This is a genomic window from Micromonospora noduli, from assembly GCF_003264365.1.
Taxonomy (GTDB): Bacteria; Actinomycetota; Actinomycetes; order Mycobacteriales; family Micromonosporaceae; genus Micromonospora; species Micromonospora noduli.
In genome coordinates this window covers 70,259-93,342 of record NZ_PYAK01000014.1, presented here as the reverse complement: position 1 = coordinate 93,342, position 23,084 = coordinate 70,259, and the positions used below count along the sequence as shown (strand labels likewise).

The 23,084-nt window shown below is 67.5% G+C and carries 12 protein-coding genes and 1 pseudogene; 7 read left to right on the top strand and 6 right to left on the bottom strand.

What is annotated here, in order from left to right:
- Positions 1–9 precede the first annotated feature (9 nt).
- A complete protein-coding gene (locus GUI43_RS13915; protein ID WP_112698964.1) occupies positions 10–246 on the top strand; it encodes a hypothetical protein in 237 nt (78 codons plus the stop codon).
- Between the two features lie 22 nt (positions 247–268).
- Positions 269–1,882, top strand: coding sequence for an FAD-binding oxidoreductase (locus GUI43_RS13910; protein ID WP_112698963.1), 1,614 nt, complete (start codon positions 269–271; stop codon positions 1,880–1,882).
- Positions 1,883–1,981: 99 nt separating this feature from the next.
- On the opposite strand, the gene GUI43_RS34905 is transcribed toward GUI43_RS13910, so the two are convergent.
- The 6 genes from GUI43_RS34905 to GUI43_RS13880 all read right to left on the bottom strand — a co-directional run bounded on the left by GUI43_RS34905 (position 1,982) and on the right by GUI43_RS13880 (position 16,289).
- Positions 1,982–2,113 carry a hypothetical protein gene (locus GUI43_RS34905; RefSeq protein ID WP_258397758.1) on the bottom strand — a complete coding sequence of 44 codons (132 nt, stop codon included), beginning with the start codon at positions 2,111–2,113 and terminating at the stop codon, positions 1,982–1,984.
- A gap of 263 nt (positions 2,114–2,376) precedes the next feature.
- Positions 2,377–5,445 (bottom strand): AMP-binding protein, encoded by a 3,069-nt coding sequence (locus GUI43_RS13900; protein ID WP_112583068.1) that lies wholly within the window; start codon positions 5,443–5,445, stop codon positions 2,377–2,379.
- A 128-nt stretch (positions 5,446–5,573) separates the two neighbouring features.
- Entirely contained in the window at positions 5,574–11,084 is a 5,511-nt protein-coding gene (locus GUI43_RS13895) for a non-ribosomal peptide synthetase (protein WP_112698962.1), read from the bottom strand.
- The gene (locus GUI43_RS13890) at positions 11,081–12,106 is read right to left on the bottom strand and encodes a TauD/TfdA family dioxygenase (RefSeq protein ID WP_112698961.1); all 1,026 of its coding nucleotides are present in this window, start codon (positions 12,104–12,106) and stop codon (positions 11,081–11,083) included. Before GUI43_RS13890 ends, GUI43_RS13895 begins: the two co-directional genes overlap by 4 nt.
- Entirely contained in the window at positions 12,103–13,131 is a 1,029-nt protein-coding gene (locus GUI43_RS13885; protein WP_112698960.1) for a TauD/TfdA family dioxygenase, read from the bottom strand. The genes GUI43_RS13890 and GUI43_RS13885 overlap by 4 nt, the downstream gene beginning before the upstream one ends.
- Positions 13,128–16,289 carry a non-ribosomal peptide synthetase gene (locus GUI43_RS13880; protein ID WP_112698959.1) on the bottom strand — a complete coding sequence of 1,054 codons (3,162 nt, stop codon included), beginning with the start codon at positions 16,287–16,289 and terminating at the stop codon, positions 13,128–13,130. Before GUI43_RS13880 ends, GUI43_RS13885 begins: the two co-directional genes overlap by 4 nt.
- A gap of 579 nt (positions 16,290–16,868) precedes the next feature.
- Here GUI43_RS13880 and GUI43_RS13875 point away from each other — a divergent pair.
- The 5 genes and pseudogenes from GUI43_RS13875 (at position 16,869) to GUI43_RS13855 (ending at position 23,018) form a co-directional block, all read left to right on the top strand.
- Entirely contained in the window at positions 16,869–18,245 is a 1,377-nt protein-coding gene (locus GUI43_RS13875; protein ID WP_167457594.1) for a phosphotransferase, read from the top strand.
- A 46-nt stretch (positions 18,246–18,291) separates the two neighbouring features.
- A pseudogene (locus tag GUI43_RS13870) lies at positions 18,292–18,465 on the top strand (MbtH family protein); the annotation flags it as partial.
- A gap of 58 nt (positions 18,466–18,523) precedes the next feature.
- Positions 18,524–20,269, top strand: coding sequence for an ABC transporter ATP-binding protein (locus GUI43_RS13865; protein WP_112583074.1), 1,746 nt, complete (start codon positions 18,524–18,526; stop codon positions 20,267–20,269).
- On the top strand, positions 20,266–22,008 hold the full coding sequence (locus tag GUI43_RS13860) for an ABC transporter ATP-binding protein (RefSeq protein WP_146765903.1): 1,743 nt from the start codon (positions 20,266–20,268) through the stop codon (positions 22,006–22,008). The genes GUI43_RS13865 and GUI43_RS13860 overlap by 4 nt, the downstream gene beginning before the upstream one ends.
- Entirely contained in the window at positions 22,005–23,018 is a 1,014-nt protein-coding gene (locus GUI43_RS13855; RefSeq protein WP_112698957.1) for a TauD/TfdA family dioxygenase, read from the top strand. Before GUI43_RS13860 ends, GUI43_RS13855 begins: the two co-directional genes overlap by 4 nt.
- Positions 23,019–23,084 lie beyond the last annotated feature (66 nt).

The window sequence follows — 23,084 nt, the reverse complement described above, 5'->3', positions numbered from 1 at the left end:
CGTCGATCGATGATCGTAGTGGTCAGGTTGGCCGCCGTCGACCGGGCGCTGATCAGCGCAGTGCGGTCGCTGGTCATGGCCCGTGGGCCCTGCGCCGGGCTGGAGCTGGTGGTCACCCCGGACACCGACGAGCCGGGCCCCACTACTGGACCCACGCGGCGACCCGGCGCCCCGGGTCGCGCGCGCCCCTGCCACATCGACGGGAGTTCAGCTGTCGAGTACGTTACCGGCGAGTCGATCCGGTGATCGTGGACGGCGGGGAGGCCGCGTGGCCGAAAAGCACCGTTCGTGGTGGGGCTGGGGGAACGTCGAGGACGCGGTGACTGGCGCGGAGGCCACGGCGTTAGTCAACCGGGTGCGTACCCTGCTGCCCGATGCTGACCTGACCGAGCACGTCGCGCCGCCGGTAGCCGAGCTCGGCCTGCGCCTGCCGCGGGTCGATCCGCCGGCGTCACTCGTGCGGTTGTGCTCGACGGACCCGGGCGACCGGGCGGCGCACACACACGGTAAGGCGTTCCGGGACGTCGTTCGCAACCTGCACGGGGACGTTCACGATCCGCCGGACCTGGTGATTCGGCCGGCGACCGAGCAGGATGTCGTTGACGTGCTGGACTGGTGCGCGGGCCGGGGCGTCGCAGTGATTCCCTACGGCGGTGGCTCGTCAGTGGTTGGCGGCGTGGAGCCCCGGTTGGACGGCCGGTATCGCGCGGTGGTCAGTCTCGACCTGGGGTGCCTCGACCGGGTGCTGGAGGTGGACGAGACCAGCCGGGCGGCCCGCATCCAGGCCGGCGTGTTCGGCCCGGCGCTGGAGGACCAGCTCCAGCGGCACGACCTCACGCTGCGGCACTTCCCGCAGTCGTTCGAGTTCTCCACCCTGGGTGGCTGGTTGGCCACTCGCGCCAGCGGTCACTACGCCACCGTGCTGACTCACATCGACGACCTGGTGGAGTCGTTGCGGGTGGTCACCTCGGCGGGCATCAGCCAGTCGCGGCGGCTGCCCGGCTCCGGCGCCGGACCCGCGCCGGACCGGCTGTTCCTCGGCTCGGAAGGCACGCTCGGCGTCATCACCGAGGCGTGGATGCGGCTGCAGCAGCGGCCGCGCTGGCGGGCGGACGCCGCGGTGCACTTCACCGACTACGACACTGCGGTCGCCGCCACCCGGGCCATCGCCCAGGCCGGGCTGTACCCGAGCAACTGCCGGCTGCTCGACCCGGCGGAGGCGCTGCTCAACGCCGGCGCCGCCACCACTGGCGGCGTTCTCGTCCTGGGGTTCGAGTCCGCCGACCATCCGGTCACACCATGGCTGGACCGCGCCGTCGAGCTGTGCCGCGACCACGGGGGAGCCCTGCCGGAGCCACCCAGAGGCGACGACTCGTCTGGTCCACGGCAACGGACCGCCGCCGCCGAGGCCTGGCGGTCGGCGTTCCTACGGATGCCGTACCAACGCGACGCGCTCGCCGCCCGGTCGATGATCGTGGAGACGTTCGAGACCGCGTGCACCTGGGACCGCTTCTCCGCCCTGCGGGCGGCCGTGCTCGCCGCGGCCGGCGAGGCGCTCCGAACGGTCGGCGCGACAGGCGTGGTCACCTGCCGCTTCACCCACGTCTACCCGGACGGCCCCGCACCCTACTTCGGCGTATACGCCACCGGCCGCTGGGGCGCCACCGTGGACCAGTGGGACCAGATCAAGCACGCCGTGTCCGACGCGCTGCTCGCCGCAGGCGGCACCATCACCCACCATCACGCCGTCGGCCGCGACCACCGGCCGTGGTACGACCGGCAGCGTCCCGACCCTGTCGCGCTCGCGCTGCGGGCCGCCAAGAGCGCGGTCGATCCGTCTTGGATCCTCAACCCTGGCGTCCTCGTCGATCCGGCCAGCTGATGGGGTACCGAGCATTCGTAGCGCGGGCCGGCTTGTGCGACCATCGCCTCGTCGATGGGGGTGGACCGCACCGACGAGGCGATGGTCAAGGGAAGAGCGCTACTTCTTGGCGATCGTGATCGTCGCCGTGCGGTAGTTGCCGCGCTTGTCGCTCTTCGTCGGGTCGTAGTTCTTCTTGATATTGCCGGCGCTGTGGACGGAGAACCAACGGAACGTGGTGGTTTCGGTCACGTGGAACACCTGCCCGGCTTCCGGAACTCGGTCGGGGCGACTCTAGGGTGGGCCGGCTGCCGTCCGTCGTGCCCGCCGCGGTGTGCAGAGGGAAGTCGCCCAGCCACTCCGAGTCGTTGTAGATGGCGCCGGCGATGGGGCCGCCAATCTCAGGGACCCAGAGTTCGACGCCGTAATGGGCGAACAGTGGCACCGTGAGGCCGAACTGGTTGCCGTAGAAGGCGCGGTGAGGTTCGCCGACGCGGCGTCCCAGAAAGAGCGCCTTAATCGGTGAAGTCACCGCAGCATCGCAACTGCCGCAGGAGCGTGACAAAGGCTTCACCGATCTGCGCCACAACCTTCGACGACATCGCGGTGACCGAGAAATGCAGTCGCAGCGTGGCACCACCGTCTTGTGCCGGCCAGACTTCGGTCAAGAGTTCCGTCACCGGTGCGTCGGGCGACGGTCGGAAGAAACTGGCCGTCCCTTTAGGCAGAGTCAATTCGGGGCTACGGTTATCCTGCAGGGCGAACATCGTCTGGAACAATGACGCCCGGTCGCCCCGGTCCCGGCCGAGCAGTGGCACGATCTCCGAGATCGGGACGTCGGCGGCGACCATTCCATCCTCGACAGTCTGCTGACACGCGTTCAGGGAATCCTTCCAGGCCGCGTGGCGTCCGGGACGGAGGCGGAAACACACGATGCCGGTGAGGCAACTCACCGCGAGTTGGCTGGCAGGGGTTCCGCGTTGGGCCACCGGGACGCCCACCCCGAAGTCCGCGCTGCCAAGTACCTGGTGGACCGCCTCGGCGTAAGCGCACAGCCACACCACGAATGGGGTGGTGCCATGCCCGCGCGCCTCGCGCTGGCATCGTGTCACCACGGCAGGCTCCAAGATGATCTCCAGCACCGGCGATGCGTCGGCCGGCGGAGAAGGGGGCGACGGGAAGATGAGGTCCGGCATTCCGCTCAGGGCCTGTTTCCAGTAGGCACGTTGGGCGTCCAGGTCGGTCCGAGCCATCGCTTCGGCATGCTCGCGGCTGACCTCGGCCAGTCGTGGTGCCGACGGCCAGGTCGGTGCCGAGCCCGCCGATCGCGCCTGATAGGCGGTGCTGAGGTCTGCGGCAATCAGCGCCTCCGACCAGCCGTCAAACGCGGCGTGGTCGATCGCCACGCCGAGCAGGTGCCGGTCGCCGGTACAGACGATTGCGGCCCGCCACAGTTCGCCTTCCTCCGGGGTGAACTCTCGAAGCAGCCAGGCCAGCAAGTCCTGCCGGGCCGTATGCTCGTGTCCCGACAACACCGCCCACTCGGGGGCGGACGGCCCCTTGGGTACGTCCGCGACCACCGACTCCTGGAATTGGTATCTGGCGCGCAGCGCCTCATGTCGCTGGTGTACGTCCTGCACCGCCTGCGCCATGGCCGACACGTCGAACTCCCCGTCGATCCACCACGCCATCATGCAGTGGCCCGCCAAAGGGTCCTCCCGGAGCATGCCCTCGATGAGGGCCTCGGCCTGCATGCTCGTCAGGCGTACAACGTCTCGGTCGCCCTCCGCGTCGCCCTGGGGCGCACCGAGAGATCGGTCCGACGCGGTCCGGATCCAATCCGCCAAGGCCCGCGGTCCGGGATGACGAAGGAATTCCGAAATGGGCACCGGCACGCCCAACCGCTCAGTGATTCGCGCGCAGGCTCGGGCGGCGTCCAATGACGTGCCGCCCAGATGAAACAGGGACGCGGTGTCCGGGACCCGCGGAAGGCCGAGGATCTCCTGGTAGACGGCCGCGACGGCAGTCAACACCGTGTCGTCGTCGCCCGGCGGACCGTCACCGGAGGCCGCAGCGGCGGTCGGTTCGTCGTCGGTGCCAGCCAGCAGCGCTGCGGAGTTCAACTTGCCGTTCGTCGTCAGGGGAAGCGCTCGAACATGGCGGAGCAGGTCGGGCACCAGATAGTCGGGAAGCTCCGTCCGCAGGGTTTCCTGTAGGTTCTTTCCGTCGGGCGCTCCGGTGTAAAAGGCGGCCAGGCGCGTGTAGTGACCCTGTGAGTCCGGAACGGGTACGACGGCGCAAGCCTCGACCCCAGGCTGTTGCCGCAGAAACTCCTCCACGCGTTCCGGCTCGATACGACGACCGCGGACCTTTACCTGCCGGTCCGCCCGGCCAGCGAAGAAGAGGACTCCCGGCGTCTCCCACCGGCCCAGGTCGCCACTGCGGTACACCCGGCGTCGACCGACAGGAAGGTCCATTGTGACGAAGCGACGGTTCGTCTCCTCAGGATCGCCGACGTAGCCGTTCGCCAGACGGTCTCCGGCTATGAACAGTTCCCCCACGTCGCCGGGCTCGCGCAGGCCGCCCTCACCAACGACGTAAACCTCGGTACCCACGGTGGGAACACCGATCGGGATCTCCCCTCGGTCACAGTCATCTATTGTGACTCGATGGGTCGTCGAAAAGATGGTGCATTCTGCGGGCCCGTAGCCGTTGACCAGTGTGACATCGGGGTGCGCCGTCAGGAAACGACGGGCGTACGTAGGCGACATCCGCTCACCACCGGTGAGCACCTGCCTCATGCCAGTGAAGCTGCCGGAATCTTCATCAACGAAAAGGTTGAACAGAGAGCTCGTGAGCCACGCAGTGTCGACACCTTCCTCCGCGATGAGTGCACGCAGCCTGGTCGGCACCAGGTACGGCTCGTCCAACAAAACCGCCTTCCCGCCGTTGAGCAGCGCCGCCCACAACTCCAGTGCGAATCCGTCCCAGTGCGCTGGCGACACCACTGGTATGGCAGTGGCGGGTCCCAGGTCTGCGAAGCGGCACTCCGCGAGCAGCCTGCTGATCGCCCGGTGCGGCACGCTGATTGCCTTTGTGGTGCTCGTCGTGCCGGAGGTGAAGAACATGCAGCAGCTACTGTCGGCGTCGTGGCCGTGCGGTTCACTCGATAGGGTGCTTCGCTGCCCGCTCGGAGCATGGAGGCAGTCGTCGGCGGTGGAAACCACCCGTGCAGGCCGGATCTGCCGCATCAACAGTGACGTGTGGGCGGGCGGCCAATCCGGCGGCACGATGCAATACGCTGCCCCGGCGCGCAAGACGGCGAGCACGGCGACGACGAGTTCCACGCGTCGGGGCAACGCGAGACAAACCCAATCGCCGGCCTGCACACCCTCGCTCGCCCAACGGCTGGATACCACTGCGGACCACTCGTCGAGCTGGCGGTAGGTCAGCCGCCGACCTTCGTGGACGACGGCCACCGCGTCCGGCCGTTCGATGGCGTGGCGGCGTACCAGCGCATCGAGTGGCAAGGCGTTCGGTGAGCCGGGGGACCCTGTCCTGTTCAACTGCTCCGGAGCGAGCATCGCTCACCGTCCTCTTGTACGTCGTCCTTCGTCATCGCCCACAGCTCCGTCGGTGGTTTTCGGGCACCGGACGAGCCAGTCAGGAGCCCGGCCGTGGCACCCGTCGGGCGACGCGTGCCACGGCCGGGCTAGTTCACGCGTTGCCGGGACGCCTCTGCCATGACCAGAGCCACCAGCGTGTCGAAGCGCGCGTTACGGTGGACCTCCGCAAGGTCCACCGTAACGCCGTGCCGGTCCCGGAGGATCGCGGTCAACCGCAGGGCCGACAGCGAGCTTCCGCCACTGGTGAAGAAGTCGGCGTCACCGCTCGGCGCCGTACCTGTGGTCTCTTGCCAGAGGTCGGACAACCGGTCGGCCCATACCGGCCCGCCGCCGTCGACCGCCGGGGAGGCGGCGAGGTCCGGCAGCGGCTGCTCCGGGGCGCGCACCAGCCCCTCCAACAGCTCGCGGTAGCGGGCAGCGAGTGACTGTACCCGGTAGCCGGACAGCCAGCGGCCGTCGTACTGCAACTCCAGGTGCAACGAGTCGTCCTGCGGGTCGATCGCACAGTCGACGGCGAGCGTGAAGGCGACGTCCACCGGCCTGTCCTCCTGGCCACGCCGGTGTGTGATCGCAGCTCCGCGCGCGCCGTCGAACCGGGTGTAGTTGAAGAAGACGTCGAACAGGGTGCCTTGACCGGCGAGAAGTGCCACCTCCGTCAGGGGAACGAGATGGTGGCCCATGAGGTCCTGCTCCGCGCGCCACGCCCGTTCCGCGAGGCTCAGAAGGCTGTCCGGACCGACCGTCAGGCGTACCGGCAACGTGTTGAGGAACAGTCCGAGGGTTTTGTCACCGCCCGTCTCCGCCGGCCGGCAGTTCACCACCAGGCCGGTCAACAGGTCCGCTCGGCCGGTCGCCTCGGCCTGGACTCGCACGTGCGTCGCCAGCAGCAGTGACTTGAGCGGTAAGCCGCTGGCTGCGGCGACCTCACCGAGCCGCTTGCCGAGCCCGGCCGGTAGCGGCTCCACCCACAGCGCGGTCATCCGAGGGATGTCCGAGGCGTCCGTCTCGGCCGACGGCGCGAGGCGGGCCGGCTGTGCGCCGTGCAGCGCCTGCCGCCAGTACTGGCGCGATTCCTCGCGGTGGCGGGCCTCACTCTCGAGCTGCACGTGCCGCCAGAACGGCAGCGCCGGTTCGGTACGGCGTTCGTTGGTGATGCCCGTCCGATGCCGGTCGTACCGCTCGAGCACGTCGTCGAGGAACAGGTTGAGGCTCAGCCCGTCCATGACCGCGTGGTGGTGTGTGACGACGAGGGTGGACGAGTCGGGGCCAGTGCGAAGGGCCTGGATCCGTACCAACGGTGCCGTCGCCCATGTGAACGGTTGTGCGCGCTGCTCGTCCACGACTGTGGCGATGCGGCGGGACCGTCCCGCCTCGTCGAGCCCGCTGACGTCTTCGACGCTGAGTGGGATGAGCGTCGACCGCTGCACCAGCTGGAGCGGCTCGCTGTAGCGCCCGAGGTCGAACGACGTGCGCAGCACCGGGTGGGCGGCGCTCGCCCCGGCGAGGGCCGCGGCCAGGGCGTCCGGCTCCAGCCCGCAGTTGATCTCATGGACGGTGACGACGTGGTAGGCGCTGCTGCCGCCCGTCATCTCGGTGTGGTATACCATGCCGAGCTGCAACGCCGTGAGGGGGTACGCGTCCTCGGCGTCACCGGGCAACCTGGTCCGGTCTGCCGGGCGAACCAGCCGGAAGTTGCTGTCACCCGGTTGTGTCTGTCGTTCGGCGCTCGCCGACATCGACGCCCCACCGTGACGGACGAGTGCACGGATCGTGTGGTGCCGAAAGACTTGGCGAAGCGGGAACGTGACGCCACGCCGGGCGGCCGCCGCCCGCATCCGGATCGCGCGCAGCGAGTCGCCGCCGACCTGGAAGAAGTCATCCTCCACACCCACGTCGGTGCGACCCAGGAGCTCCGACCAGACCTCGACGAGCACCTGTTCCATCGGGTTCTCTGCGGCGGCCGGCGTAACTGTTGGTTGCTCCCCGTGGGGCGCTGGCAATGCTGCGCGGTCCAGCTTTCCCCGAGGCGTACGGGGGAGGGCGTCCAGAACCACGACGAAGGCGGGCACGAGGTATTGAGGGAGCCGTTCGGCCAACCAGTCGCGTAACGCCCCGGGTTTTGCCGCGATCGGCGGCGGCGGGCTGATGGTGACGGAGTTCTCCACCATGGATGACTCCCGGCCCGCATAGCCGGGCCGGACGCCGTACAGGGAGTGGCGGTCGGTGCCGTCGAGCAGAATGTCCTGTTCGACGGCGACGGTGAACCCGTGGCTCTCAAGCAGCCGCGTGATTTCGGCCAGCCGCCCGGCGGTCGGTGTTCGCGGTGCCTCGTGAACCTCCATCGTCACCTGCTGGACCAGCGGCCAGTGGCGGTCATCGAGGCCGCGCAGCACGTCCAGCTCGGCACGCTGCACGTCAATCTTAAGCAGGTCGATGCGTTCGACTCCCTGCTCGTCGATCACGTCGGAGAGCCGGCGCAACCTGCACTGGTGCTCGACACCGTCGAACCGGTCGGCCAGCACCTCGCCGGCCTCGGCGAGCAGATCGTCGCGACCTGCCGCCCCCTGTGCCCGTTCGTTGGCCAGATAGCGTTTGATGACGTCGATCTCGGCATCGGGATCGGCGTAGGAGCTCTGCCCGGACATCATCGAATAGCCGGGGTAATAGGTGAAGGCGACGTCTTTCTCTTCAGCAGACAGACCGAAGGGGAAGCGGTGCGCCGCGACGCCGTGCCGGGTCAGGTTGCTCTCGAGTTTGTTGAACGCGGGGGCCAGCGGCTCGAACGCGTACAACGCGACATCGGGACATTGGGCGTGCGCGAAGAGCGAGAACATGCCGATGTTCGCCCCGACGTCGAAGACGACAGCGCCGGGCTTGAGAACGACCCCGCCGCGCAGGTACACCCGTTGGATGAAGATCTCGTTGTACAGGTACCGGGTTTCGTGTGGGTTGAGGCCGTCCACCTCGGCGGGATCGACCACTGCGACGCCGCCGCGCTTCGCCACGGCATAGGCAACGAGCTGCGGCTCGCCGGTCGTCTCGTCGTTGCGAGCCACCACCACGGCCTGGTCGACGTCGGGGTGCCGGGCCAGGACGGCCGCCACCTCGGCCGGCTGCACTCGGTGGCCGCGCACCTTCACCTCGTCATCCAGGCGCCCGAGGTACAACAGCGTACCGTCCGGGAGGAAACGCGCCCGGTCGCCGGTGCGGTACACCCGCACGCGGCGGCCGTCAGGCACCCCGGCCATGGCGAACCGTTGCTCCGTGGCAGCAGTGGCGCCCAGATACTCCCGCGCTACCTGCGGCCCCGAGACACAGAGCTCACCCGCGACTCCCGGTGGTACCGGCCGCAGGTTCTCGTCGAGGATCCATACGCACGTCCCGGGCAGTGGACGACCGATCGACACAGCCGCGTCAGCCACGATCTCCGCTGCGGTGACGTCGACCGCGCACTCAGTTGGGCCGTAGAGGTTGATTGCCCGCACGTTGTCGATCGCCGCCAGGCGTTGCCAAAGGTCCTCGCTGATCGCCTCGCCGCCGACGAGCAGCGTTGCTGGCCACCGCACGGAGTCGTCGAGCACGTCCAGCAGAATCCGGACGTGGGAAGGCGTGCAGTCGAAGACGTCGACCTCGTTGTCGGCGAGGAATCTAAGTAGGGCCTTGCCGTCGTGGCGGACCTCGTCCGGTACGACGCAGAGCGTATGGCCGCCGGCGAGTTGGATGAGTTGCTTGATTGACGCGTCGAAGCTCAGGGGTGCGTTCACCGACACCCGCAGTGGCCCGTCGGCGGACCCGCACACCACTTGGCGCAGCGCCGAGTAGAGGTGCGCAGCGGAGCGGTGCTCCACGACGACCGGCCGCGGTTCACCTGTGGAGCCGGACGTGAAGATGATGTAGGCGCCATGGTGGGGCTCGACCACCGCGTCGGCGATGCCGCCGTCGTCGGCCCGTGCCTCGAGGTCGGCGGTGATGAACTCGTGGCTGAGGCGAGCAAGCAGCTCACCCTGGGCCGGGCCACCGAGTACGACCCGGGGGTCCACGGCACGCGCCAAGAGCCGGATTCGCTCCTCCGGCTGGTCCGGGTCCACGGGGACGTACACGGCGCCGGCGCGCAGCACGCCCAGCAACCCCACGACCGACAAGCGGGAGCGTGCGGCGAGCAGCATGACACGGTCTTCGGTCCGCACACCGAGCGCCGTCAGGTGTCGGGCGACGGCGGTGGCGGCGGCGTCCAGCTCCCGGAACGTCAGATTGCCGTCGTCGGCCACCACGGCCGCGGTGTCAGGAGCGGCCTGAGCGATGCCGCGGTCGAGCAGCCGGACGAGCGTCTCCGGTGTCTCGTTGGTCGGCGTGCCAGCCCAGCGCCGAAGCACGTCGGCCTCATCGGCTCCCATCAGCTGCTGCGACGCGTCGTCGTCCGCCACAGCCAGGGTGCGCAGGATTTCGGCGACGCTCTGCAAAAGCCAGCGCGCGCTGTTTCGCCGGGGCGCGGGCAACTCGCCGTGCAGCGTCAGCTCCAAGCCTTCCGGGCTGAGCACGCACTGGAGGTGGATCGGTCCGAAGGCCGCAGGGGGATCGATCGCCACGCCGCTGACGGGCAGCGGCTCGAAGGCGGTCGCACTCGGCAGCCGAGTCGTGGCGAAACTTGCGAGCACGCCAACGAGTCCTTCGACCACGTCAGTTGACGCCATTTCCGGCGCGACGGCCGCGCGGGCGGCTGTGACGGCCGCGAGTAGCTGCTTGACAGAGGCCGGCAGCGGCAGCGGCAGCGCCAGCGATGCCCAACATCCCAGAGTGCCGACGACGTCTGCGGTACCGTCGGCCGATCGGGCAGGGTCGTACCACGCGACGGTGAGCGCGTCCCCCGAGGTGCCGCCGTCCGCGGGCTCCGCGGGGACGTACCGGGCCAGGGCCGTCAGCCAGGCCCCGAGCAGGAGTGTCTCCACGTCGCCGTCATGGGCCTCGGCCGTTCGCAACAGCCTTGCCAGCTCTGCGCCATGCACGTCAATGCGCAGCTCAGCATGCTCTCGCCCCGCGTCGGGCGCGCCGTTCTCGGTGACGACGGGGAGTTCGAGCGCACGCGTTCCGGCAGCCTCGCTCGGCGTGCCGGTCCGCGGGGCGACATCGCGTTCTTCCAGCAACCACTCGGAGACGTCCAGGAACTGCAGCCGGTCGGGATCGTGGGGCAGTTCGACGCCGCCGTAGCAGGCTGCGATGTCGCGGAGCACGACCGTGATGCTGGCCGAATCCAACACGAGCGGCGAGGCCGCCACGACCAGTTCGTCGTCGCTGACGATGACCTGCACCGGATCAGTCATCGGATCCGGCGCTGCGGGGGCCGACCGTTCGTGCAGAGCGACCCGATGGTCGTCGTCGACGAACTGTACCGGTACTCGCACGTCGCGGGTGGCGACGAGGCGCAGTCGAAGCGCCTCGTGATGTGCGGTCACCGCGTCGAGGGCGGCTCGCAGCCGGGCCCGGTCGACGGGCCCGGCGAGGCCGAGCCGTGCCGAGATCGGGCGATCGTAGTGACGCTGGGTTCGCGCCCACTGCTGACGCTGGGCGGGCGAGAGACGGTATCCGCTGGCTTGATTCACGAGCTTTCCTGTGTCACGTAGAGGTCGGACATGGCCACGAGAACCCGGCGGTCACCGGTGAACGGTTCCCGCCCGTGAGTTACGAGAAAGTTGTCGGCGACGAGCACGTCACCGCGCTGCCAGGAGAAGGTCATGGCGCTTTCTTGGTACAGCGAGCGGATGAGGGTGATGACCTCGTCATCGATGGCCTGCCCGTCCCCGTAGTAGGCGTTGCGGGGCAGACCCTCGATGCCCACCTCGTTGACCAACGTCGCCGCGACCTCGGGCGCCATGGCCGCGACGTGGAACAGATGGGCGTGGTTGAACCAGACGGCCTCCCCGGTGCGGGGATGGTGGGCCATGGCTTGGCGGACAGATCGCGTCCGCAGGGCGTCTCGCCCGGTCCAGGTGAACTCGGCGCCGGACGCCCGGCAGTAAGCCTCCACCACCGTACGATCCACTGTCTGGAAAACCTCCTGCCAGGGCAGATCCAGATCCGGACCGTAGTTGCGGACGTAGCACACACCGTGCCGCAGAAAGCGCTCCCGGATTTCGGTGGGGATCGCCGGCACAACCGTCCGCTCGCTCGCGAGCGGCGTGGCGCCACCCTGATCGGCCGCCACCTCGCAGTAGAAGTACAGACGGCTCGGCCAGCTGTGGGCGTACGACATTTCGTGGTGCAGTTCGATCCACCGGTCGGCCGCGAGCTCGGTCGACGTGAAGACCCCGTCTACTACCTCGTTGCGTGGTGCCGCCCGTTCCAGGTACTTGAGGAGCTCGGGACTGAGCGCCCGCGCCGCGTCGCCGAACTCGCCGGGCGAGTTCACCGCGAAGCCACGGAAGAGAATCGCGCCGTGCAGGTCCAGGTCGGCCAGGACCTGCGGCTGGTTCCCATCCAGGAAGGCAGCGAGGTCGAGGTCAGGCTCCCTGGCCTCAAACAAAAGTCCGAATGTGTTGTGCAGGGGACTGCGCCGGACAGGTGTCAAGCGCGTGGTGCGATCGGAGCGCCGACGGGGTCCCGAGCCGACCCGCGACGTACTCATGCCGGGACACCGGCGGAGGAGTACGGATCGGACATGGCCGCAAGGATCCGTCGTCGCCCACGGTACGGCTCCCTTCCATGGGCGACCAGCATGTTCTCCACGAGCAGCACGTCGCCCTGCCGCCAGTCAAAGGCGATCGTTTCCGCGTCGTACGCCGCGCGTAGCTCGGCCAAGACCTCGTCGTCGATCCGTTGACCGTCGCCGTAGTACGTGTTGTAGGGAAGGTGCTCCTCGGGAAGCGCGGTCCGTAGTTCCTCGCTCACCTCGGGGGGCAACGAGCTCACGTGGAAGAACAGCGCGTGGTTGAACCAACTGGCTTCGCCCGTCACGGGATGGGTACGCACGGCCGCACGAACCTGGGTGGTTCGCAGGTGGTCGGCGCCGAGCCATTCCCACCTGATGTCCGCCGCGCGGCAGTAGTCTTCGACGTGGTCCCGCCGTTCCGTCTGGAACGCCTCCTGCCAGGACAGACTAATGCCCGGAAGGTAGTTGCGGACGTACCGGATACCCGTTCGGGTGAACTTGGAGACGACGTCGGGACGCAGCCTGGCGAGTACCCGGCGGCTGTCCGCCAGCGGGGTACGGCCGTCCGCATCCGGCTCGATAGTGCAGCAGAAGACGATCCGCATCGGCCAGTCGAGCGTGTACGACTGCTCGTTGTGCAGCACGATTGGCTCATCCGGAGGGTGGTCCGTCGACGTGTACACGCCAGACACCACCTCGCTGCGCGGCGACGAACGCTCGCCATATCCGAGCACCTCGTTCGACAGGGCGTCCATGGCGCGGCGGAAATCCGCAGCCTCGGTGACGGGAAAGCCGCGGAACAGCACGGCCCCCGCCGCGTGGGCCAGCGCGTCGACGGTGTCGGAGTGGTCGCGGATCCACTGCTGCAGGTCGACGTCCAGGCCTCGGGCTCTGACGAGGGCAGGTAGCGTCGCACCGTGCCATTCGCGGTGAACCGAAACGGACTCACGAACCGGGTCGCGCCGTCGGATGACCGGTCGCCGCTGGGTGTCGTCAGTCATCGGCGCTCCTTGTCTCGGTAAGTCTGGTCAGAATCGGCGACGAGCTCCGTGATTGGTCGGTGCTCGTCCTCGACGGCGGCGGCCAGGAGGTGCCCGAAGCGATGATGCAATCGGGCGACCGTGGCCGGGCCGAACAGCTCGGTGCTGTACGTCCAGAGCGCCTCAACCTGTGAGTCCTTCTGTTCGAGCCAGAGGGTGAGGTCCAAGCGCGCGTCCTGGGACTGGACCTCCCAGGCCCGCAGCCCGACCGTGGCACCCTCGTAGGTGGCGGCGGCGGTGTTCTGCACGCCGAACGCGACCTGGACCAGTGGTTGGTGTCCTGTCGTGCGCGGAAGCTGCAACCGCTCGACCACCTTCTCAAACGGCACGTCCTGGTGAGCAAGGCCGAACAGAGCGGTCTCCCGGACTTGCGCGAGCAGCACGCCGAACCCCAGGTCAGGCCGCGCGTCGATGCACAGCGCGACGGTGTTGACGAAGCATCCGATGTGCTCTTCGGTGGCGAGGTCGGTGCGTCCGGCGAACGCGGTTCCGATCACCATCTGTCCTTGCCCCGACCATGTGCCGAGCAGGGCGGCGAACGCTGCAAGGCCAACCATGTACAGGGTCGCACCGTGGCGTCGGGCGATGGCCGACGCCGCGTTCGCAGCCGACGCAGGGAGGGCGGAGAGCAGGAATGCGCCGCTGTGGCCCCGGTCGACGGGGCGCGGCCGGTCGGTGGGCAGGGCGAGGAAATGCGGAGCGGTACGCAGTGATGCGACCATGGCGTCGAGGGCCGCTCGCCCAGCGGCACTGGCCAGCCACTCCCGTTGCCGGGTGCCGGCGTCGACCATGGCGTACGAGCCGGTCGGCGCAAGCGGACTGCCCTGAATGCGCCTCTCATAACAGGAGCCGAGCTCACGGACGAACACGTTGAGCGACCACGCGTCGAAGACGATGTGGTGTGTGGTAAACACCAGCGCGACCGGTCGTCCGGCCACAACCACGATGCGGCACCGCAGCAACGGCGCAGTTTCCAGGTCCATCGGCGTGGCGGCGGTGTCCGCGGCGACGTGGCGGAGCTGCTCCTGCAAGTCCACTGTCGCGGCGACCGCGACCCGCGTGACCGGCACGGTGGCCCGTGGGTGGGCCTGCCGCATGGGTGCGTCGTCGCGCCAGTGGAACGACGTCCGGAACGCTTCGTGCCGGGCAACCACGTCACCAAGCGCCGCCTCCAGCTGAGCGGCGGTTCCCATGGAGCGGACCTCGACCACCGCAGTGATCAGATATGCCGTTCCCTCGGGCGTGAGCTGGTCCAGGAACCACAGGCGTTGCTGACCGAAAGAGAGGGGACCCGCCACCGCCCGCGTGATGGACGCCGGCCGCGCGGGCCGGCGGGGCGCCGCGCGGACGTGGGCCGTGAACGAGTCGAACGTCGGGTGTTCGAACAGCGCGCCGACGGCCAGGTCGGCGTGTAGGCGGGAGCGCAGCCGGCTGATCGCACGGGTGGCCGACAGTGAGTCACCGCCCAAGGCGAAGAAGTCGTCGGTACGGCCTGGCCAGACGCCGAGCAGTTCCTGCCAGACCGCTGACGAAGTGGCGTGGACTTCGTCCTCGCCGGACGGTGTGCTGGTTCCGACCGCCCGCGTGCCGGTCGACCACTGAGGTGGAGGCAGCGCTGCCCGGTCGACCTTGCCGTTCGGGGTCGTCGGCAGTGTGGCGAGCCCGACGATGTGGGCGGGGATCAGGTGCCCCGGAATGCAGGTGCGCAAGTGAGCGACGACCGCGGCCCTGTCCACGACCGCGTCGCCCACGACGTATCCGACGAGGCGAGTGTCGCCGCCAGGTCCGGTAACGACGGTTGCTGCGGCCTGCCGAATACCAGGAACTGCCTGAAGCGCTGCCGCTACTTCACCGAGTTCGATGCGGTAGCCGCGGACCTTCACCTGCTCGTCGGTCCGGCCGACGAATGCGAGCTGTCGATCGGTGCGCTGACGCACCCGATCACCGGTCCGGTACATCCGGCCGCCCGGCGTGCGATCGAAGGGATCGGGCAGGAACCTTGAAGCCGTCTCCGCTGGCCGCCCGAAGTACGCCCGGGCGAGCCCGGCACCGGCGAGAAACAGCTCACCCACAGCACCCGGCGGGACAGGCCGGAGCTGCTCGTCGAGGACATAGGCCCGGGTTCCGGGTAGCGGAGCCCCGATTGACGGGGTGCCCGGATCAGCAGACTCCAGTTCGGCGCAGGTGGAGTACGTCGTGTCCTCCGAAGGTCCATACAGGTTCAGGATCCGCCGCACGTGCGGCAACCTGCCCACCCGCTCAACCAACGCGGACGTCAACGCCTCGCCCGCCAGGCAGACGATCGCGAGGTCGGCCGGCAGCCCGCCCACGCCCAGCAGTTCCGACATGGCCGATGGGACGGTGTTGACCAGCCGGACCTTCGCGTCGGGAGGTAGCCGCAGTATCTGCAGCACATCGGGGACCAGAACGAATCGACCGCCCCACGCCAGCGGCGCGAAAATCTCAAAGACGGAGAGGTCGAAGCAGACGGACGTTGCGGCCAGCACGCCGTCGAGTTGCGGCCAGGGAAAGGCGTCCCGAGCCCATCGCAGGAGTGCTGCCGCCGACCGGTGCTCGATCGCGACGCCCTTGGGCCGACCGGTCGAACCGGAGGTGTAGATGATGTATGCGAGGCAGCGGGGATCGACCCGCACGTCGGGCCGGTGCGCGGGGGCCGTCGCGAGATCCAAGTCATCGATGCACCGGACGGTGCGAACCTCGGAGACCCGACTCGCCAGCTCCCGCTCGGTGATGACCAGGCGAGCCCTGGAGTCCCGCGCAAGGTAGCTGATCCGTGAAGCGGGGTAGGCAGGATCGATGGGCACGTAGCACGCGCCTGCCTTCAGGACACCGAGCATTGTCGCGATCAGGTTTGGCCCACGGCGCAAGCAGATCGCCACGCGGTCCTCCGGACGCACGCCGTCGGCCAGCAGCCGGTGCGCGATCCGATTGGCCAGTTCGTCCAGGCCGCCGTAGCTGACGACCTCGTCGCCGCAGCGGAAGGCCTCCGCGTACGTGCTGCGATCCACCTGCTGCTCGACGAGTTTGTGCAGCAGGCTGGTTTGCGGGATGGCGGTCGGTTCAGCAGGAGGTGCGAACCCTGGTGAGGTGTCGGGCAACGCGAGTCTCCTCCAGCGCTCTGTTGCGAAAACCTGCCGAATAATGAAAGGTTGCCGGTTGGGCGGTGCCGCTTAATGGTTGGCCCCGGCCATCAGGGAGGCAGTTGCCGCCACCCTTCGTCCGACGGTCGTTGTCGGAATCCTGCACTTCTCGGTGCACGGCATTCCTAGCGCAGACCGTACCCTTGTTCAACGGCTGCGGCCTTCTTGCGGTGTAATTCTTTGGTGGTCGGTGGGACACGACCGCGCAGCCACATGGATGCTACCCCAACAAGCGCAGTAGACGCTGCCCGTCAGGACGGAAAAAGGTGTAACGGTCTCGTCGAGCGGACGGTAGTGGCTTCGTGACTTAACGCTCACTCAACTGCGGGTCACGCGTCGCGTCGCCGTTCGCGCACTGCCGCTCGTGGGGTCTCGTGCGGCTTCAACCAGGCGTTATAGCGTGTCGCGAGCCCAAGGAAGAGCTATCTGTAAGTGTTCGTTTTTGTGGCGACATCGTCTTGACTGGCGTGCATGAGGTGAGGTAGAAAGTTTCTGCCAGGCAGCAAGCGGGGGCTTCTCAAGGCGTAAGGATGGCTGGTGGCAGATCCACAAGAAACAACCGGCTACAGCATAATCTCGTACGATAGCGGCGCGGCGACCCGGGTGCTTCTCACCGAATTATCCGATGGATTTTCCTTGCCGGCGCATCCGCACTTCGAGGCCGCTGCGATCAATTCGTTTATCCAGCGGAGTTTCGGGCTCGACGTCATCACACTCGAATGCTTTCGAGAGTCGACGCAAGGGCTCGGTGCGGGCGGATCACGGGTGTTCGTTCACGAGATTCGTACACCGCCGCCGGCGAATTTCCGCCACGGGGCCTGGCTGTCGGCGCGGGATCTGACGGCCGTGCCGTTCGCCGTGCCGGAGCACCGTGCCGTGCTGCGGGCCTGGTTCGAGGAGTCAGCCTCTACGGAATGCCGCGGTCGGCGACTGCCCTGGGCCCGCCCGGGCTGGTTCGCCGACGCCTCCACCTGGATCGCCGAGCGCTTGGTGGAATCCGGTCTGTCTCCGACCGGCCGGGTGCAGCAGGTCGATTCGCGGCTGTGGTCGGCTTTGTTGCGGGTGCCGACGACTGCCGGGGGGGCCTACTTCAAGGCGGTCCCGCCGGTGTTCAGGCACGAGCCGGCGCTGACCCGGTTGCTCGGCGAGCGGTTCCCCGCCCAGGTGCCGACTGTTCTCGCCGTCGACGCCGAGCGCGGCTGGATGCTGACGGAGGACTTCGGGCCGGAGTCGGAGTATGCCGACACAGCTGAAATCGTCGAGGCATATACGCAGGTCATGCCGGTGTTGGCCCGGATGCAGGTGGCACTCGCCGCAGACGCGGACAAGCTCGTTGCCCTAGGGTGCCCGCGGCGCCCGGCGGCGGTTCTTCCGAAGCTCTACGAAGAGCTGCTCGCCGACACCGAGATGTTGTATCTGGACGACCCCAACGGTCTCGGGGAAGATGAATACGAGCGTCTCAGAAAATATGTGGGTGAGTTCACCGCAACTACCGAGCAGTTGGCGGGTGCGCCGATTCCGGAAACGCTCGTGCACGGCGACGCCTGGCGGGGGAATTTCCTTTCTCCGCGCCCGGGCGCGGGTCCACTGATATTCGACTGGGCGGAGAGCTCAGTTGGGCACCCGTTTCTGACGCTTGCGGTGGTTTACCGGGACGTGCGTGAGTCCGTGCCAGCCGAAGAGGCGGAGTCCGCAATCGTCCGGATAGCCGACGCGTACCTCGCCGAATGGACGCAGTTCGCCGATGAGAGCGAGCTCCGTGAAATCCTGCGGTTGTCCGTCACCGCAGGCATCGTCAATCGCGCCATAGAATGGCGAAACAGCGTCGCCGAGCTGGATCCAGATCGCGCCATGTTCTACCGGTACGCAGTGCCGGTTAACCTGCGCCGGCTCCTGCCTTTCATCGCCGGGTAAGTGCCCACATTCACCACGAGTACCGGGAGAAACAGTGCCCGACGAGATGTATCGTGTCGTCGTCAACCAAGAGGAACAGTATTCCGTGTGGCCGGTTGACAGGGAGTTGCCTGCTGGATGGTTGGCGACCGGGCACCGCGGCACCAGGGATGACTGTCTCGCCCACATTGAGGAGGTGTGGACGGACATGCGACCGCTGAGTGTGCGCCAGCACCTGGCCGGGCTCGGCGGGCCCGGCGGCTCCCAGCCGTCAACGGGCGTGGGGCCGGATCGGTCAGATGGGCACCACTGAGCCACGTTTCGTCCTGCGGCAACAAGCCACGTTACTGCGGACCTATCTCGGCCCACAGTGGCGCAAGGTCGGCGTGCTGGTTGTCCTGCTCCTGGCCAACATCGTCCTCGAACTGCTCGTGCCGTTGTGGCTCGCTCGCTTCATCGACCAAGCCCTGGCAGGTGCGCAGCTCGCCGTGTTGCAGGTGACCGCACTGGTATTCCTCGCGATGGCCCTCGGTCGGCAGGTGATTGTCGGCGCGGCCGGGTACGTCAGCGAGGACGTCAGCTGGGTGGCCACCAACGGCGTTCGTGCGGATTTGGCTGCGCACTGCCTCGATCTGGACATGTCCTTCCACAAGTCGCACCGCCCGGGTGAACTCATCGAGCGGGTCGACGGCGACGTAACCGCGCTGGCGACCTTCTTCTCCAGCTTCGTGTTCGAGGTTATCGGGCGTAGCCTGCTGATCTTCGGCATACTGACGCTGGCGTTCCTCGCTGACTTCCGCCTCGGCCTCGTCCTCGCCAGCTTCGCAGTCATCGGCGCGATCGCCCTGCGCCGGATACAGGGCGTCGCAGTGCCCCAATTCAAGACGTTGCGACAGGCCAGAGCCGATCTTTCCGGATTCTTCGAGGAACAACTCAGCGTCACCGAGGATCTGCGTGCGAGCGGTGCCCGTCCGTATGCCATGAGCATGCTCGCCGGCTTGCTCAAGCAGTACCGCGTGGCCAACCGCAAGGCGTCAGTCAGCTCCCGGTACTCCTCCAGCGTGCTGGAGGTGACGGTGTCGATGGCGTCCGCCGCCGTCATCGCTGTCGGTGGTGTGCTGCTGGAGCGCGACGCCGTCACCGTCGGTGTGATCTACCTGGTCTACACGTACACCAACCTGTTGTCGATGACGCTGTTCCGGGTCACCCGACAGCTCGATCAGTTTCAGGCCGCGACCGCGAGCATGCAGCGCATTGCCGAGTTGTACTTCACCCGGAGCGCGGTGACCGAGGGCTCCGGCTCTCCATTGCCGACCGGTGCGCTTTCGGTCGAATTCGCTGACGTCTCGTTCCGGTACGGTCCCGACCGGCAGACCCTGCGCAACCTCTCCTTCGATATCGCACCAGGGGAGTCGCTCGGACTGGTGGGGCGTACCGGAAGCGGCAAGACCACCATCGGGCGACTGCTTTTCCGCGGGTACGACGTGGGCGGCGGAGCGGTGCGCATCGGGGGTGTCGACGTGCGCCAGTTGACGCTGGCCCAACTGCGCTCCCGCATCGGTGTCGTCACCCAGGACGTGCAACTCTTCCGGGCGAGTCTGCGGGACAATCTGACCCTGTTCGATGCCGGCATCCCGGACCACCGCATCGAGGCGGCAATCGACAGCCTGGGACTGTCCGGCTGGTACCTGTCGCAACCGGCCGGTCTCGACACACCGATCGACAATGACCGGGGCGTGTCCGCGGGTGAGGCCCAGCTGCTGGCTTTCACTCGTGTCCTGCTGCGGGAACCCGACATCGTCATCCTGGATGAGGCGTCCTCACGGTTGGACCCAGCCACGGAGAGGCTCGTCGAACGGGCCGTGTCCCGGCTGCTCGAAGGTCGTACCTCGCTGGTGATCGCGCACCGTCTGGCGACCGTGACGCGGCTCGACCGCGTGCTGGTTCTTCAGGACGGCGAAGCCGTCCGACACGGCAGGCCGGACGAACTGGTCCGGCCCGGGACCGACGGCCTGCTGGCACTGTCTGCGGAGCGTGGGGCGTGAAACCACGACAGGCGCTCTGGCGCATGGTGCGGGCTACGCCGAAGTTGTACGTGACCGATATCGTGCTGCAGTTGTTTCGCAGTGCCATCCCGCTCCTACCCGCCCTCGTGGTGTGGAAGGTGCTGGACCAGTACTCCCACGGCTCGAACCTGACGAGCGGCGTTTGGGTCATGGTGGGGCTCCTCGCCGGTATCGCGGTGGCGCGGGTGACGGTTCTTCTCATGAGCGTGGCCATGGACGCCGAGGTCGAGTCCGCCGTTGGTTCGATGCTCATGCGTAACTCCTTCGCTCGCATTCTCGATGCGCCGGGCGCCGCCGCGCTGCGGAAACCAGTGGGTGACGTCGTCAGCCGACTCGGCGGGGACACCACGACCATTGCGGAGATGTTCGTCTACGCGCTCATGGTGGCTGGTGCGGGTGTCCAGGCACTGTTGGCCGTCATCGTGATGATGACGATCGACCCGCTGGTGACCCTGGTGGTCTTCGTTCCGCTCGCGGCGGCCGGCGTGCTCATCAATCTGGCGAGCAGCAGGATCAAGGACTACCACCGGGCAAGTCGTCTCGCCGCCGGTGAGGTCAGCGCGTTCCTCGGTGACGCCTTCAACGGTGTGCAGGCGATCCAGTTGGCTGGGGCTCAGCGTCCGATCATCGCGCGCCTCACGTCTCTCAACGAGCAGCGGCGCCGCCGGACCCTGCGAAGTCGGCTGTTCACTGAGACGTTCATGGTGTCGCTGTGGACGAACACCGCCCACGTCGGTGTGGGCCTGGTGCTGATCATCGTCGCGGGTCAAATGAACGAGGGCACTTTTACGGTCGGTGAACTGGCATTGTTCGTTGCCTATCTGGGCTGGATCGCGGACTTCACGTCGCTGTTCAGTCAGAACTTGGCGATGTACAAGCAGTCGGTGGCGTCACTCAACAGGCTGGAGGAGATCTTGCCTGCCGGGGGATCGTTGGCCTGCCTCACCACGTCGGCATCCACCAGACTGGTCGACGTTGACGCCCCGCGTCGCGTTCCGCTGATGTGCCTAGAGGTGAGAGACCTGACCTCTGTGCATCCCAACTCCGCCAGGGGGGTGCACGACGTTAGTTTCGATGTGCAGCGCGGGACGTTCGTCGTGGTCACTGGCCGCGTCGGCTCCGGAAAGTCCACATTGCTGCGGTCGCTGCTCGGCCTCATACCCCTCCAGCGCGGCGAGATCCGGTGGAACGGCGAGCTTGTTACTGATCCGGCGCAGTTCTTCGTACCGCCGCAGAGCGCGTACACCCCGCAGGTTCCCCGGTTGTACAGCGACACGATGCGGCACAACATCCTGCTCGGCCTGCCGGAGGACGACGAGCGGTTGCGGTTGGCGGTGCGGTCGGCGGTTCTGGAACAGGACATCGACCACCTCAAGCACGGTCTCGCCACCCTGGTCGGTCCGCGCGGGGCCAAGCTCTCCGGTGGTCAGCTGCAACGGGTGGCGGCGGCCCGGATGTTCGTTCGTGAGCCGGAACTGTTGGTCTTCGACGACCTTTCCAGCGCCTTGGACGTGGACACCGAACGTCGGCTGTGGGAGCGACTGGCGGAGGTGTCCGGGCGCACCTGTCTCGCAGTGTCCCACCGTCGTGTGGCATGGGAGCGGGCCGATCACATCATCGTCATGGCCGACGGTCGGATCGAGGCGCAAGGGACTTTGGAAGATGTGCTGCGCGCCAGTTCTGAGATTAAGCACCTGTGGCATGAGGAGGGCGCATGACATCAGTCGGGACGCAGCACCAATTCACGATCGACCTTCCCGCGCCATGGGCCCGGGAAATGATGGACGGCCTCTTGGCCGCCCCGTTCTCGCCTTACCGGTCGGACGCCGAGTTGGAGCGACTATGGGAGCACGCGAAGCGGTGTGTTGAGGATTTTCCCGATGAGGTGCGCAGCGAACTGATCCGCTTCGGCAGTCGGCTCAGCGGACGTGGCGCACTGCTGCTGCGCGGCCTGCCGATCGCCGACGCCACGCTCGGTCCGACGCCGGCTGACTGGACGGTCGAGGCGCTGGCCAAGAGGACGTGGGAGACGGAGACCTTCCTGCTGGCCGTCGCGTCCGTCCTGGGCGAGGTCTTCGCATTCGCACGGCAGCACGACGGCAATGTCGTCCAGAACGTTGTACCGATCTCCGCCGACGCCTACACCCAGAAGGGCACGGGCAGCAAAGTCTTCCTTCAGTGGCACACCGAGGACGCCTACGACCGCCTGCGCGCCGACTTCGTTGCCCTCCTGTGCGTGCGCTCAGATCCGTCCGCCAAAACAGCCATCGTCGACGCTGACCAAGTGCCGGTTACCCCGGAGCATCGGAAGATTCTGATGCAGCCCCGTTTCCACATCGGGGTGGACCCGGCGAGCGGCGGGTCCGGGCGCCCCGAGGACGGACCGATGCTGCCGATTCTGGGCGAGGATGCCGACGGCAACCTGACCATCCGGCTCGACACGGACCAGGTGTGTGCGGTGGCCGGCGACATCGGCGCAGCCGAGGCCCTCGAAGCGTTCCGGCGAGACATCCCCAGCGCCGCGCGGTACCTCACGCTGGCCGCCGGTGACCTACTTATCCTGGACAACTACCGCACGTTGCATGCACGTACGGCCTACAGCCCTCGCTTCGACGGCACCGACCGCTGGCTGCAACGCGTAAGCATCACAAAGGATCTGCAAAAGTCCGCCGAGGTGAGAACTCGTCGTCTGCGCGTTGTAGACCTTGACGCGAGTCTCCTCGGCTGATGCGAAGGCATCCCGACATGGCCTTGGAAGCACACCAGAACCACGTGGCTGGGCTGGATTGTGCCA

What these genes read in the sequence shown, in the direction of transcription:
- GUI43_RS13915 (WP_112698964.1), top strand. Translation starts at nt 10, where the DNA reads ATGATCGTAGTGGTCAGGTTGGCCGCCGTCGACCGGGCGCTGATCAGC.
- GUI43_RS13900 (WP_112583068.1), bottom strand. Translation starts at nt 5,445, where the DNA reads ATGCTCGCTCCGGAGCAGTTGAACAGGACAGGGTCCCCCGGCTCACCG.
- GUI43_RS13890 (WP_112698961.1), bottom strand. Translation starts at nt 12,106, where the DNA reads ATGAGTACGTCGCGGGTCGGCTCGGGACCCCGTCGGCGCTCCGATCGC.
- GUI43_RS13885 (WP_112698960.1), bottom strand. Translation starts at nt 13,131, where the DNA reads ATGACTGACGACACCCAGCGGCGACCGGTCATCCGACGGCGCGACCCG.
- GUI43_RS13865 (WP_112583074.1), top strand. Translation starts at nt 18,524, where the DNA reads ATGGGCACCACTGAGCCACGTTTCGTCCTGCGGCAACAAGCCACGTTA.
- GUI43_RS13855 (WP_112698957.1), top strand. Translation starts at nt 22,005, where the DNA reads ATGACATCAGTCGGGACGCAGCACCAATTCACGATCGACCTTCCCGCG.